Origin of the sequence: Holdemania massiliensis (assembly GCF_022440805.1) — a bacterium.
Lineage (GTDB): Bacteria > Bacillota_I > Bacilli_A > Erysipelotrichales > Erysipelotrichaceae > Holdemania > Holdemania massiliensis_A.
Map to the genome: position 1 here is coordinate 1,166,541 of NZ_JAKNTK010000001.1, position 13,868 is coordinate 1,180,408.

Annotated in this window: 12 protein-coding genes and 1 other annotated feature; of the genes, 10 read left to right on the forward strand and 2 right to left on the reverse strand. The window is 49.1% G+C overall.

Translation table 11 applies throughout. From position 1 onward, the window contains the following. The first annotated feature begins 9 nt into the window (after positions 1-9). The 8 genes from MCG46_RS05360 (at position 10) to MCG46_RS05395 (ending at position 10,081) form a co-directional block, all read left to right on the forward strand. Positions 10-1,008, forward strand: coding sequence for a sensor histidine kinase (locus MCG46_RS05360; protein ID WP_240278331.1), 999 nt, complete (start codon positions 10-12; stop codon positions 1,006-1,008). A 102-nt stretch (positions 1,009-1,110) separates the two neighbouring features. Continuing rightward, on the forward strand, positions 1,111-1,794 hold the full coding sequence (locus MCG46_RS05365; RefSeq protein WP_020224670.1) for an ABC transporter ATP-binding protein: 684 nt from the start codon (positions 1,111-1,113) through the stop codon (positions 1,792-1,794). Further along, positions 1,791-3,602 (forward strand): ABC transporter permease, encoded by a 1,812-nt coding sequence (locus tag MCG46_RS05370; protein ID WP_240278332.1) that lies wholly within the window; start codon positions 1,791-1,793, stop codon positions 3,600-3,602. Before MCG46_RS05365 ends, MCG46_RS05370 begins: the two co-directional genes overlap by 4 nt. Positions 3,603-4,073: 471 nt before the next feature. Continuing rightward, positions 4,074-4,475 (forward strand): hypothetical protein, encoded by a 402-nt coding sequence (locus tag MCG46_RS05375; RefSeq protein WP_240278336.1) that lies wholly within the window; start codon positions 4,074-4,076, stop codon positions 4,473-4,475. 91 nt (positions 4,476-4,566) lie between these two features. Further along, positions 4,567-5,559 carry a nucleoid-associated protein gene (locus MCG46_RS05380; protein WP_240278337.1) on the forward strand — a complete coding sequence of 331 codons (993 nt, stop codon included), beginning with the start codon at positions 4,567-4,569 and terminating at the stop codon, positions 5,557-5,559. A 175-nt stretch (positions 5,560-5,734) separates the two neighbouring features. Next, positions 5,735-5,947 (forward strand) — a binding site (T-box leader). Positions 5,948-5,986: 39 nt separating this feature from the next. After that, positions 5,987-7,552 carry an ABC transporter substrate-binding protein/permease gene (locus MCG46_RS05385; RefSeq protein WP_240278338.1) on the forward strand — a complete coding sequence of 522 codons (1,566 nt, stop codon included), beginning with the start codon at positions 5,987-5,989 and terminating at the stop codon, positions 7,550-7,552. Further along, positions 7,545-8,288: an amino acid ABC transporter ATP-binding protein gene (locus MCG46_RS05390; RefSeq protein WP_020224665.1), complete on the forward strand. Its 744-nt coding sequence runs from the start codon at positions 7,545-7,547 to the stop codon at positions 8,286-8,288. The genes MCG46_RS05385 and MCG46_RS05390 overlap by 8 nt, the downstream gene beginning before the upstream one ends. 104 nt (positions 8,289-8,392) lie before the next feature. Further along, on the forward strand, positions 8,393-10,081 hold the full coding sequence (locus tag MCG46_RS05395; RefSeq protein WP_240278339.1) for a M14 family metallopeptidase: 1,689 nt from the start codon (positions 8,393-8,395) through the stop codon (positions 10,079-10,081). Positions 10,082-10,180: 99 nt separating this feature from the next. Here MCG46_RS05395 and MCG46_RS05400 read toward each other — a convergent pair whose 3' ends face one another. Together MCG46_RS05400 and MCG46_RS05405 are read right to left on the reverse strand one after the other, a co-directional pair. Continuing rightward, a complete protein-coding gene (locus MCG46_RS05400; RefSeq protein ID WP_240278340.1) occupies positions 10,181-11,917 on the reverse strand; it encodes a M56 family metallopeptidase in 1,737 nt (578 codons plus the stop codon). After that, complete coding sequence (locus tag MCG46_RS05405) at positions 11,901-12,284, reverse strand: BlaI/MecI/CopY family transcriptional regulator (RefSeq protein ID WP_240278341.1); 384 nt, start codon at positions 12,282-12,284, stop codon at positions 11,901-11,903. Before MCG46_RS05405 ends, MCG46_RS05400 begins: the two co-directional genes overlap by 17 nt. 136 nt (positions 12,285-12,420) lie before the next feature. On the opposite strand from MCG46_RS05405, the gene MCG46_RS05410 reads away from it, so the two are divergent. Next, complete coding sequence (locus tag MCG46_RS05410) at positions 12,421-13,068, forward strand: pentapeptide repeat-containing protein (protein WP_240278342.1); 648 nt, start codon at positions 12,421-12,423, stop codon at positions 13,066-13,068. Positions 13,069-13,467: 399 nt separating this feature from the next. Next, positions 13,468-13,608 (forward strand): hypothetical protein, encoded by a 141-nt coding sequence (locus MCG46_RS05415; protein WP_154237598.1) that lies wholly within the window; start codon positions 13,468-13,470, stop codon positions 13,606-13,608. Positions 13,609-13,868: the final 260 nt, after the last annotated feature.

Consider the following 13,868-nt stretch of genomic DNA (forward strand, 5'->3'; position numbering starts at 1 on the left):
AATTTTTTCATGATCCTGGCGCTTGTGCTGGCTGCTTTTCTGATTTTGGCCGAGTTGCTTTTGTGGCAGCTTTATCAGCAGTTTTCCTGGGAACTGTTCCTTCTTTTCGGATTGACTGCGGGTTCGGTATGGGGCATCTGCTTCTGGTATTTTCGCCGTCAGAATAAAATTATGGAAGAAGCGGTTTCCCAGATCAATGCCTATCTTGACGGAGAAGTCAGCGCCCGGATTGACTGTGATCATGAAGGCGAGTTATACCGGCTGTTTCATTCTGTCAATTCGCTGGCCGCAATCCTCAATGCCCATGCGGCTAATGAACTGCGGGAAAAAGAATTTCTGAAAAATACAATCTCAGATATTTCCCATCAGCTGAAAACACCGTTAGCCGCTCTGAATATTTACAATGGACTGCTGCAGGAAGAAGCTGATGCCTTGCCGTCCGTAAAAGAATTTGCTGTTTTGTCGGAACAGGAACTGGATCGGATTGAAGCGTTGGTACAGAATTTGCTGAAGATTACGCAACTGGATGCTGGTTCCATCATAATTGAGAAAACTGAGGAAAACATTGCCGAGTTGATGCGGGACATTGAACTGCATTTTGCATATCGTGCCAAACAGGAACAAAAGGAACTCATCCTCGCAGGGTCTGATACGCTCACGATTCTTTGTGATCGGGAATGGCTGAGCGAGGCCCTTGGCAATCTTGTAAAGAACGCTCTGGATCATACGGAAAAAGGGGATCAGGTTTATATTGAATGGAAGGCTTGCTCCACGGTTGTGCAGATTCTGATAAAAGATAATGGCTGCGGAATTCATCCGGAGGATCTGCACTATATATTCAAACGATTTTACCGCAGTCGTTTTTCCAAAGATAAGCAGGGAATCGGACTGGGCTTGTCTTTGGCAAAAGCCATCATCGAAGCGCATAACGGTACGATCACAGTTGACAGTGAATTGGGAAAGGGAACGATTTTTACTCTGGATTTTTTAATTCCTACAAAATTGTAGGCTGACCGTAGGGTGGCAGTAAGATTCATGTGCTATTCTTTCAGGCATAGGCAGGGAAGTCTGCCGAATAACCAAGTCATTGAAGAAAGAGGTGTTTGCACTATGAACTTGTTAGAGGTCCATCAATTATGTAAAACCTATGGCAGTGGGGATAACGCTGTCAAGGCATTAAAAAACGTCAGTTTTTCCGTGCCCAAAGGAGAGTATGTTGCGATTGTAGGCGAATCCGGTTCCGGCAAAAGTACGCTCTTAAATATGATCGGCGCTCTGGATACCCCAACGTCCGGCAAGGTGATGATCGACGGAAAAAATATTTTTTCCATGAATGATCGGAAACTAACTCTGTTTCGCCGCCGGAATATCGGTTTTATCTTTCAGGCGTTCAATCTTGTGCCGGAGCTTACCGTAGAGCAGAATATCATTTTTCCGCTTCTGCTTGATTATCAGAAGCCCAACCGAAAATATTTGGAGGAACTGCTTGCGGTCCTGAATCTGAAGGAACGCAGGAATCATCTGCCCAGTCAGCTTTCCGGCGGTCAGCAGCAGCGCGTGGCAATCGGCCGGGCGCTTATTACACGGCCTTCGCTGATCCTTGCGGATGAACCCACTGGCAATCTGGATAGTCAGAACAGCCGAGAGGTCATTGCTTTGCTGAAAGAATCATCAAAAAAATATGAACAGACGATCATTATGATTACGCATAACCGCAGCATTGCTCAGGCGGCGGATCGGGTACTGCAGGTTTCAGACGGCGTACTGAGTGATTTTGGAAGGTGCCGCGAATGAGAAGCTATCTCAGTCTTGTGCCGATTTCCGCAAAGGTGCATCGGCGGCAGAACCGGATGACGCTGCTCTGTATTATTTTCGCGGTATTCATGGTAACCGCTGTATTCAGCATGGCTGAAATGGGCATGCGGATGGAGCAGGCCCGGCTGATGGAGAAGCATGGGAATTTGTCATTCTTAGATTTGATAGGCAGTGCGATGGGACAATCCCTGCTGGGCATCGCGGTCGTTTTGTTCCTATTGATTCTGCTTGCGGGAGTCTTAATGATCTCAAGCAGCATCAACAGCAGCGTAGCGCAAAGAACCAAGTTCTTTGGAATGATGCGATGCATTGGAATGAGCCGGCAGCAGATTATCCGTTTTGTGCGGCTGGAAGCTCTGAACTGGTGCAAAACGGCGATCCCGATAGGCCTTGCGGGCGGAGTAGTCACCACATGGGGGCTTTGCGCTGTTCTGCGCTTTCTGGTCGGAAAAGAATTTTCGACTATTCCGCTTTTTGGCGTCAGCCTTTTTGGCATAATCTGCGGTATTTTCGTAGGGATCATTACGGTATTAATCGCCGCGAGTTCCCCGGCTAAACGGGCTTCCAAAGTTTCGCCGGTTACGGCCGTTTCCGGAAACGCGGAAGACAAGAAAACAATTCACCATTCTGCCTCTGGCCGATTTGTCAGAATTGAAACCGCTCTTGGGATCCATCATGCGGTTTCCTCGAAAAAAAATCTCATCCTGATGACGGGTTCGTTTGCCCTCAGCATCATCCTGTTTCTGAGCTTTTCAGTGATGATTCGCTTTGTAAACTATCTGATGCCGCAGTCGGCTGCTGCTTCGGATCTTGATATTTCAAGCGGGGATAGTTCCAAGGCTATTTCCGCGGACCTGATTGAAAAAATCCAAGCTATGCCGGGAGTAAAAGTAGTTTATGGCCGCCGAAGTGATTTCGATGTTTCCGCAGTTTGGCAGGGAAAGACTTCCTATTCTGATTCTTTGGATCTGATTTCTTATGACGATTTTGATTTAAAGTGTCTGAAAACTGACGGGGTGCTGAAAAGCGGCAGCGACTTATCCAAGGTGTATGGAGACAGCCGTTATGTCCTAGCGACTTCGGATCAGGACAGCCCTTGGAAAATCGGTGATCATATCCAGATTGGAGAGGAATCCCTCGAAATTGCCGGCCTGTTGAAATATGATCCGTTCAGCAGCAATGGCTTGACAGAAGGGAAAATGACGCTGATCACTTCCAGTGAAACGTTTGTCCGGCTTATCGGAACGACGGATTATTCGCTGGTTATGATTCAGCTGACAAGCGATGCGACGGATGAAAATGTCCGGGCGATTCAGCTTGCCGTCGGAGATGAATATAGCTTTCACGATCAACGCGAACAGCGTACTGCCGGCACTTATGCCGCCTTCGTTTTCTGTGTTTACAGCTTTTTAGCGATCATTGCTTTAGTTACGGTGCTGAATATTATCAACAGCCTTTCAATGAGCGTGTCGGCACGAATCAAGCAATATGGAGCGATGCGGGCGGTAGGCATGGATGAACGTCAGCTCATAAAAATGATTGCGGCCGAGGCCTTTACCTATGCTTTCTGGGGGTGCGCCGCCGGCGTTATAGTGGGGCTGCCGTTAAACAAATGGCTTTACGAGATCCTGATTACCGAACATTTTCCTTATGCGCTTTGGTATTTGCCGCTCACTTCCCTGATTGTGATCCTTTTGATGGTTTTCTTTGCCGCGGCAAGTGCTGTTTACGGCCCAGCAAAACGGATTCGAAGCATGGCCGTCACGGCGGCGATCAACGAATTGTAATCCTCTGGTGAGCTAGTTTGATGAAGCGACAAGGAAAAGCAGTATTGCCCTCCCGACTGTCATTTTCCAAGGCTGGCTGTTAAGCGTCAAAGATTCATCGGCAGTGTTGTTGTAAAAAAATTTACAGTGCATGGAAACAGAGCGTGCTGCTAATTACTGGCAAAAGCTCTGTTTTTTCATGTCAAGTTGTCCTGCTTTGTTACGGTGTACCGCTAATTTTCTTAGCTGCTGTGGCCTTCTCGATTTTTAAGTTCTATCTTGGAATCGGCTCAGGACTCAGCATGAAAACTGGGGATTTTTTATTGGAATAAAAAAATTAGGAAAATAACGGAAATGTAAGCGCTATGATCGTATCTGCGGCGAAGAATGTCGAAATTAAAAAAATGAGGTCATTTATGCAATTTGACATATTCACTTTACCTAAAACATAGTATAATGAAGATAAGTAAAGGAGCAGAATGGGTGAGCAGCATGAATAAGAAACAACAAATCATTGGCAATACGCTGGTGGAAGAATATGCCGTACCGCTGAAAGCGGAGGAAAATGCGACCTTGCAGCTGCTGGAGTATGCCGACCGGATTGCGAATTTAGACGCGTTCGTCGTTGATTATATTCGCTTGGAGGAACTTCAGATGTATTCCGAGGATCGTGGCATTCCGGTTTATACCGATGTCGAAAGCCTGGCGATCGTCAAGCACGATCTGGCAAAAGATTCGATCCGGACATGTCTGGTAAAAGGTTTTTATATGAACGTGGATCTGTCGGTGATCTTCGATATGCAGTCCAAGTCAATTCGCTTTAACCGCAGCCGGTTCAGTACGCTGAACACGGAGGACATCATTGCCGCAGTGGTCGCCGCACCGCAGTCCTAAAGCATAGAAATAAAGACATTTCTGAACAGGATGTCTTTTCTTTTTGATCAAAAAAAGGTAAACTAAGCCAAGGATAAAGGAGGAATCGCCTGTGGAAACAATCGAATTAAAAACTGCGATTCTGCACAGCCTGGATATGAATCTGGGGATGCCGGTGGTATCGCAGGTTGAATTGGAACCGACAGATTTTTTAAATACCTATCTTCAAAAACGGCTGCAGCGCCTTACGGGCAGCGATAACTGCAAGACCAGCACGGCTTCGGGAATCGACGGCGTGAGTTTGGATGAAGCTTTAAAATGGTCAGAATGGCAGGCGTTTTATCAGTTCACGCTGCAGCTGCTGCAGAAAATATTTACCTATCGTCAAAGCAATGGCGGTCAAAGTGCGGATGTTCTGATGGCTTTGTTAGAAATCGACCGTCATCTGAGCTTGTATGTTGGGGTTTTGGATTACCGCAGCTCACTGATTCACCATCTCAGTCAGGATGAGCGCCAGACCCGTCTGGAACTGGTTGAATATCAGACGACGCTGCCGGGGGCTTCTGCCGGACTGAGCTTTGAGTTCTGTACGGATTTGTTTACCGGACTGACCCAGCTGATTGAAAAGAAAGAAAAAGGCTTTACACCGCTTTCTGAGCTGCTTTTGAATCAGCAATTTGAAATGACGCCGAAGGAAAAAATCAAGGCGGCGCAGAAAATTGTGCAGGAGATTCATCCCAGCGATGATCTGACAGAGATGAACCGGCGGGTTGAGTTTAAGCAGAAGGTTGCGGAATCGCTGCAGGAAAAGGAAGAAGTCAATCTGGAAGAAGTGTTTGAGGAAATCTATGTCGATGATCCATCGACGCTGTTCGAGGCCAAAGCGAAGCTGCAGGACCGGGGGCTGGATCAGCAGCGCATGGTCGTGATCAGTTCGGCTTACGACGCGAAGCTGAAAAAACAGAAGCTGGTGACGGACAGCGGTATTTCGATCGTGCTGCCGATTGATTATATGCATGATCAAAGTCATGTCGAATTCATCACCAATCCTGACGGCAGTTTGTCCATTCTGTTGAAAAACATCACGCATATCTATGATAAATAAAGTTTTTGTGCACTGTGTCTTTCGAGATAAAAGGACAGAGAGGAACTAGGGCTGAAGCAAGGCTGCGATGAATGAAAATAATTTCAGGAATAAATGTAAAAATTCTCTTTTTTCCAAAATCGCATGGATTTGCGTCTTGACAACGGTCAGTGTTTCGCTTAAACTGAAGCCATATTCAAATTCAGTGAACAGGAGAGTAGCTTGAGATAACCAAGAGCGAGCCAAAACAGAGTGGAAGTTTGGCGGCACTGTCGAAAGCGAAACGCACCTGGGAGAAGTTCAGATGAAGCCAGTAGTCTGAAACGTGAGTCTGCGTTAACGAAAGAGGGGGTCGGAGTCTTGGGATTCCGGCAACTAGGATGGTACCGCGATGTGAGTCGTTCCTGGATTAGAGGAACGGCTTTTTTGTTTGGAAAAGAGGGGTAATATGAGAAAGATGAAGAACATGCTGATCCTGGCTGTGATGATTTTCTGCCTGTGGATCACAACCGGTCTTTCGCTGAGTGCGGAAGAAAACAAACCGACTTCGGGGAATCCGGATAACCGGCTGGAGGAAATTCTGCAGCGGGGGAAACTGATCGTTGCGACGGCGCCGGATTTCGCGCCGCAGGAGTTTATTGACGACTCCAAAAAAGGCCAGGCGCAGTATGTCGGATCCGACATCATGATGGCGCAGTATATCGCCGATCAGTTAGGCGTAGAGCTGGAAATCCAGGCGATGGATTTCGCGATGGTGCTCAGTTCTGTCGATCTGGGTGAGAGCGATATGGCGATCAGCGGTTTCGGCTGGAAGGAAGACCGCGAGATCTCCTTTGAATTATCGAACGGTTTCAACAAGACCGGTGAAGCCGCCTGCCAGGGATTGTTGATCCGGCGCGCGGATGCCGAACAATTTCCGACGCTGGAGAGTTTTGACGGCAAACTGATCGCGGCCCAGGCTGGCTCGCTGCAGGAAAACTATGTGCAGACCCAGCTGCCGCAGGCAACGCTGGAAACGATCACTTCTATGGATATCGGCATTCTGAGCCTGACGACCAACAAGGTTGACGCCCTAGCTTCCGATTGTGACGTGGCGAAAGGCTACGCCTCCAAAGACGGTTCATTGATGCTGGCGGATGCCCGCTTTGATACGTCGAAGGAAGATCAGCATGACGGCAACGTGCTGGCTGTGAAAAAAGGCGAAAAGGAACTGATTGCGGCCATTAACGAAATCATTGAAAAGATCAATGAAGAAGGCCTGTATGAACAATGGAAAACCGAAGCTAAGGTGCAGGCCAAGAAACTGGGCATTGAATTCGATGGCTCCGACGATGTGATAGTAGAAACCAAAGCACCGGGCGTCATCGACGTCTTTGTGGAAAATTATGATATCTTCCTCAACGGTTTGTTGGAAACGCTGAAATTGGCGGCGATTACCGTGTTCTTCGGAACGATCTTCGGCGCATTGATCGCGATCATCAAGCTGTCGAAGAATCCGCTGCTCCGCTTTTTAACCGCGGTGTATGTCGAAGTGCTGCGCGGTACGCCGATTCTGGTTCAGCTGTATATCTTCCGCTTCTTCCTGCCGATGGCCTTCCCATGGCTGAATCTGTCCAAATATGCCTGTGTTGTTATCGCGCTGGTCTTTAACAGCTCCGCCTATGTCGCGGAAATTATCCGCTCCGGCATTCAGGCTGTGGATAAAGGGCAGAGCGAAGCCGCCAAGAGTCTGGGCATGTCCAACCGCCACATGATGATGAAAATCATTCTGCCGCAGGCGGTCAAGAATATCCTGCCGGCTCTGGGCAATGAATTTGTAACGATGATCAAGGAAACCTCGCTGGCCTCCACCTTCTATATAGGAGAACTGATGTATACGCGGACGCTGTTAATGAGCACGAAGTTCTATGCCTGGCAGCCGCTGATCATCATTGCCGCGATTTACTTTGTCGTGACCTTCGTCTTGTCAAAGGGCGTTCAGTATATGGAAAAGAGGTTGAGTGTCAGTGATTAATTCTGGAAAAAAATTAATTGAAGTCAAAGGGCTGAAAAAGAACTTCGGCGCGTTGGAAGTCTTAAAAGGAATTGATGAAACGATTCATAAGGGCGAGGTCGTGTCGATCATCGGCCCGTCCGGCAGCGGAAAATCGACGTTTCTGCGGTGTTTAAATCTTTTGGAAAAACCGAGCAGCGGCCAAGTGATATTTGAAGGCGTGGATATCGCGGACAAAAAGATCAATATCGATCATCATCGTCAGAAGATCGGCATGGTGTTCCAGCACTTCAATGTCTTCCCGCATCTGACGGTTTTGGAAAACATTACGATTACCCCGACGCTGGAAAAGAAAGTGCCGCAGAAGGAAGCTGAAGACAAGGCGATGAAGCTGCTGAAGCAGGTCGGTTTGGAAGAGAAGGCGCACGAGTATCCGCGCAAGCTTTCCGGCGGCCAGAAGCAGCGCTTAGCGATTGTCAGAGCGATGGCCATGGAGCCGGATGTCATGTTGTTTGACGAGCCGACCTCGGCGCTGGATCCGGAAATGGTCAAGGATGTTCTGGAAGTCATTCAGCAGCTGGCGGAGGGCGGCATGACGTGCGTCATCGTCACGCATGAAATGGGCTTTGCCCGCTCGGTCAGCGACCGCGTGCTGTTTATGGATGAGGGCCGGATTGCCGAACAGGGCAGTCCGCAGCAGATCTTTGATCATCCAAATCATCCGCGGACGATTGAATTCTTAAGCAAAGTGCTGTAAAAATTTATTTTTGACACAACCTAGTTGAAGGACCCGAATCGCCAAAGAAAGAGGCGGATCGGCCAAAGCTGGATAGAAAATGAAAAGGAAGTGGAGGTGCCCCAATGAAAACAACCTTTCAGTATGATCACTACTATGCTTATCAGGAATTGACCGAAGCGTTAAAAACGCTGGTCAGCCGCCATTCGGATATCTTGACGATGGAATCACTTTGCAAAAGTGAAAAGGATCGGGATGTCTGGGCGATGACGCTGACGAACCGACAGACCGGCGATCCGCTGGCTAAGCCGGCGTTCTATATCGATGCCAACACGCATGCCGGTGAGGTGACCGGCTCGATGGCAGCGCTGCACACCTTGGATGTTCTGTGTACGAATTACGGCGAGGATGAAGCGCTGACGAAGCTTGTCGATACGATGACCTTCTACGTCATTCCGCGGATCAGTGTGGACGGCAGCGAGGTGTATCTGACGACCCCTTACGATCTGCGCTCGGCAGACCGGCCGTATCTGACACCGGTTCAGCAGCCGGGCTTAGTGCCTGAGGATATGGATCAGGACGGCGTTATCCGGATGATGCGGATCAAAGACAAGCATGGCGCGTGGAAGATCTGTCAGCACAATCCGGCCCTGATGGAAAAGCGCAAGCCGGATGATCGTGAAGGCGAGTTCTACACTGTGGTCAGCGAAGGCATGGTTCAGGGAGAAGTCAAGGGGGAGATTCAGCCGGCCCCGGTCTTATGGGGACTGGACTTCAACCGCAATTATCCGTTCGGCTGGTTTCATGAATCCCGGCAGGCCGGCGCCGGAGCGTATCCGTTAAGCAATCCGGAAAACAAGGCGGTTGTGGATTTTGTCCTGGCCCATCACAACATCGGTGCAGTGGCAACGCATCATACCAGCGGCGGCGTGATCCTGTATCCGCCGGGAACCCGTCCGGAAAAGAGTGCCGATCCTGACGATATGCGCCGGCTGCGTGAGATTGCGGCCATGGCGACAGAGGAAATGGGCTATCCGGCGATCAATATTTTCGATCACTTTATGACGGATCAGGAAAATTATTCATCCGGAGCTTTTGATGACTGGTGCTTCCAGGATCAGGGAATCCCAGCTTATACGCTGGAGCTGTGGAATCTGTTGGAGCGGGCAGGCTGCAAGATCGACTGGGATCGCCGTGATGCCAAGAGTGAAGCGGAATGTCTGGATACCTTAACGAAGGTGCTCGCCTGGTGTGCGGAAAACGCTCCGGACAGCTTTGAAGCCTGGACGCCGTATCAGCATCCGCAGCTGGGGCTGGTGGAAATCGGCGGACTGAACCTAAAGTTTACAGAAGAAAATTGTCCGAATGCATTTTTGCTTCAGGAAGTTGAGAAAACAACGAAGTTCTGTCTGCGCTACGCCCGTTCGCTGCCGCAGTTAGCGATTGACAAGGCCGAGGTGAAATGGCTGGGCGAGGATTTAGCTGAAGTCACGGTAACCGTCGGCAACGAAGGGTATCTGCCGACCTATTTGAGCCAGGAAGCAAAGCTGTTGAAAACTGCGAAGCCGGTCAAGGTTTCGCTGCAGGGACAGATCCAGAGCTTCATCGCCGGTCAGGCAATCCTGGAAATCGGTGATCTGGAAGGCTATTCCGGAGCGAATGCGAATTACCGCTCGTGTGAAGTGACAACCGGCGAACATGCGCCTTTGACGCAAACGGTGCGCTGGCTGATTCAGGCACAGAAAGGGGCGGAGGTCACGATCACTGCCTTCCAGCCGAAAGCCGGCCGGGCGATGCTGAAACTTGTGCTGTAAGCTGAGAACCGGAAGCAACGCAATAAAAATAAGAAAACAGAGGAAGTCTTACGCTGCAGAGCGCGGATTTCCTCTGTTTTGTTTTTGAGTGGGGAAGAATTATGCCGTGTAGTAGTAGATGACAAATCCGGTTTTCAAGTCGATGCAGACAACGTAGTCGATTCCATCTTCCTGAGCTTTCCAACTGTCGAAATCTCCGCCGATCGTTTCCTGGATGCCGGCGTACTCCCATGCGGTTTCTTCCCGGAGCTTAATGAATTCCCCGGCAAAGGCCTCAGCCAGCTGCTTTCCCTGTTCTGATGTTAGATTGAGTGACGGCCATAGCGAAGCATCAGCACCGTAATCCCGGAAATGCAGCGAGGTCATGCGCTCAGAATCCAGGGTGATCTGCAGGTTATAACGATAGCTGTCCGCAATTCTTGTGTTGGGATCATCGTAGCTGGCCAACAGATAGAAATTTGGATTCGGAATCGTCCGGCTGTTGATTCCGTCCAAAACCGCCTGCGGAACATAGGCGGACAAACGTTTTTCAATTTCATTGAGCGACATGAAAGCATCCGCGTCGGCCTGGTCGAGATTGAAGGCGGCGCCTTCGCTGACCAGAACCCGTTCCAGATGCAGATCTTCAGACTGCCGCATCATCAGGCTCAGCGTCGCTTCCCCAGAGGCATAGACGGTGCTGTCCTGAATCTCAATTCCAGCCAGCACGCGGATCTGGTCACGGTAAACTTCCGGCGCTTCAGGGTATATCTCACACTTGGGGCTGGCAAAGCGCAGGAGTTCCTGCCGGTCAGCTTCGCTCTGATCCCCCATCAGCGTTTTCAGAGCCGCATCATCCTGATTGACCAAAGTTGTGCAGAACTGCTTAGCCAAAGCCTGAGCCTGTTCAAGCTTCGTTTTTTTGCTTTGCGGATTAAACAAAGCGAGGACCAGAACTGCCGACAGCACCAGAATCAGGCCGCCGCCTGCCCAGACCGGCAGTTTTTTATAGTTCAGGATGTTTTCGATCCGCTTCCGCAGCGAACCGCCGGTAAAATTGAGCGTATTGGGAAAGGATTGGGCACTGCTGGCCAGATGGACTAAGGCATGGGAATAAACTTGCCTGCCGGGACTGTCGTGGCTGCGGATCACCGCTTCATCGCAGGCCATTTCCATGTCCTGACTCATCAGAATAAATGCTGTCCAAACTAACGGATGAAACCAGTAAAGACAGACAAGGACATAAGCGAACAGCTTGACCCAAGGATCGCGGCGCTGCCAATGCATTTGTTCGTGAAGCACAACGCTGCGTTCTTCACTTTCACTCAAGCCTTCCGGAAGCAGGATCCGCGGATGAAGCAAACCGATCAAAACGGGTGTGCTTAGATTGGAACAGTGTTCAATTCCTGCTTGGGTTTCAGTGCCGCCAACGTAACGACGGATAAACCTGCGGTAATGAAACAGACTGAAACCAGCGAGCAGAACGGCGCCGATCAGCCAGACTGCGCCAAGCAGCAGAGTGGAATTCAGCGGAAGGCCAGGCTGGGTGTCTGCGGTTGCTTCCTGAATGCTTGGCGTCTGCGTCAGGGTAGTTTCATGGACCCCCATATCGGCAGGGGAAGGAGAAATCAGAACCTCGGCCGCCTGATCACTGAAGGTGAAGGCGCGGTAAGGGACAAGGCTGACCGGGCCCGTCAAGGATATCGGCATCAACAGTCGCAGAAACACCGCTGCCCATAAAAGATAGGAATAAATCTTGGGGGCAGACCGCAGCAGCCGGCGCAGCAGGAAGACCGCGAAGAAGACAAAGCATACCGCCACACTGTTGTGAATCAGCAGCCTAAGCAGCGTGTTCATCGTCAGACTCCTGATGCTGATCAATCAGCGCTTTTAACTGTGCAGCCTCATCTTCGCTGATTTTGCGGCCGGACATAAAGGCAGTCAAAAATACTGGCAGTGAGTTGTCAAATAAATTCTCCAGCACCTTGCGGCTTTCATACTGCTGCACCTGTTCCTTTTTAATTAACGCGGTTACCACGGCATTTTCATTTTTGAAAAAGCCTTTGATACAAAGCTTTTTTAATACTGTATACGTCGTGGTGCGCTGCCAGTTCAGCTGTTTCAGACATAGCTGAGCCAGCTCGCCTGAGGTCAGTGGTTCATTATCCCAGATAATGCAGGCAAAGCGATACTCCGCTTCGTGCAGCTTCAGTTCCTGTTCCATAAAGCACCTCCTGTCTATTTGAATAGACATCTTTCTAAGTTGAGTCTATCACGATAGACACGAAGTGTCAATCAAGGAATGCGTTGAAAGACAAGAAAACTATGATAAGATTAAAAGAATCAGGAAGGATGGAATCATGAAACAAACAAAAAAAGAACCGCAGGCTCCACGTCTGCCAGCTGAGTTGGAAAAGGTGGTGCTGAGGGCGGAACTGGTCCGACAGGACAAGCTGATCGGCTATGCGATCGTTGATGATCTGTGGCCGGAAGAAAAAGCGCAGGGGAAGGAATTCAGCGAGTGCTGTCTGACCAAAGTCACAATGGCGCCGATGAGTGAAAAGAATTACTTTGTCGATGTGATTTTTGATCACTGTGATTTATCAAACTGTCAAATGAGTGAAAGTACGCTGCGAAGGGTCGTATTCGATCATTGCCGCATGACTGGCGCGGATTTATCACGCTGTGTCATGCAGGACGTCGTTTTTCTCAACTGTGCGCTGGATTATTCCAACTTTGCCTTTTCCAGCTTTAAAAACTGCCGGCTGGCCGACTGTGTCTGTACGCAGTCCTCATTCAGTGAAGGCAAGTTCACCGCGTTTGAAATTCAGCGCTGCAAGCTGGATGAAAGCGAGTTTTTCCACAGCCATCTTCAAGGGGTGGATCTGTCTTCCTGTACGATTGAGGGCATTGCACTGTGCGGAGATGAACTGAAGGGCGTGATTGTCAATCCTTCCCAGGCTGTGGATCTGGCAAGGGTCTTGGGGATTATCATTAAGGAAGAATAAAGCCTTCAGACTTACACAAATATTTCACAATTTATCCATGTTCTTCACACATGAAGCCGATATAATATAGACAATCAAATGAGAGTTTGATTAATTTCTTTCCCCCGTTAAGCCAGACTCCCTGGCAATAGAAAAAACATTCCCTCAGGAATGGAAATAGAAAGGCGCCCGGTAAGCGAATTTCTATTTTTTTTACTTTTTTATAATAAAATCGACAGTGACGAAACTGTAAGTTGTCTGTAAGCTCAAACGATGGAGAAGCAGGACATTCCCGTTTATAATGAAGCCAGAAATCAAGGAGGAAAGACTTCATGAAAAAAAGAACCGGATGGTTGCTTCTGAGTTTAGGCGTGGCGGCAGGTTTGCTTTGGTGGTACAAAAAACAAAAGGAAGCCGAAGATGATTAAGAATCTGCGCTGGCTCCTCACGACCCTGCTTGTCTTTTGGGGCATGAGTCTTTGCCTTTTAGATCAATACAATCCAATGCTGAACCTGATTACGGATATTCTGCATCAAGGCAGCAGGCTGATGCTGCGCTAAAGCTTTGCGGACCTGACCCGCGTCTGAACAGGATGGACTGGTGAATGCCAGTCTTTTCTGTTTGATGGAAAATTTCAGGTCAAGCCAGGTCATCGCTTTCATATCGCTTTCATAAGGATAGGAAATTGACAGATTGGATTTCAAAGCAGACTGCTTTAATGAAAGGAAAAACGGTAGAAAATAAAGCTTTTGCAAGCTAAAAAAGAAAACCCTCCCGTCCTGTGTCACACTTTGGCAGAGGATAAAAGAAGGCTGAAAGC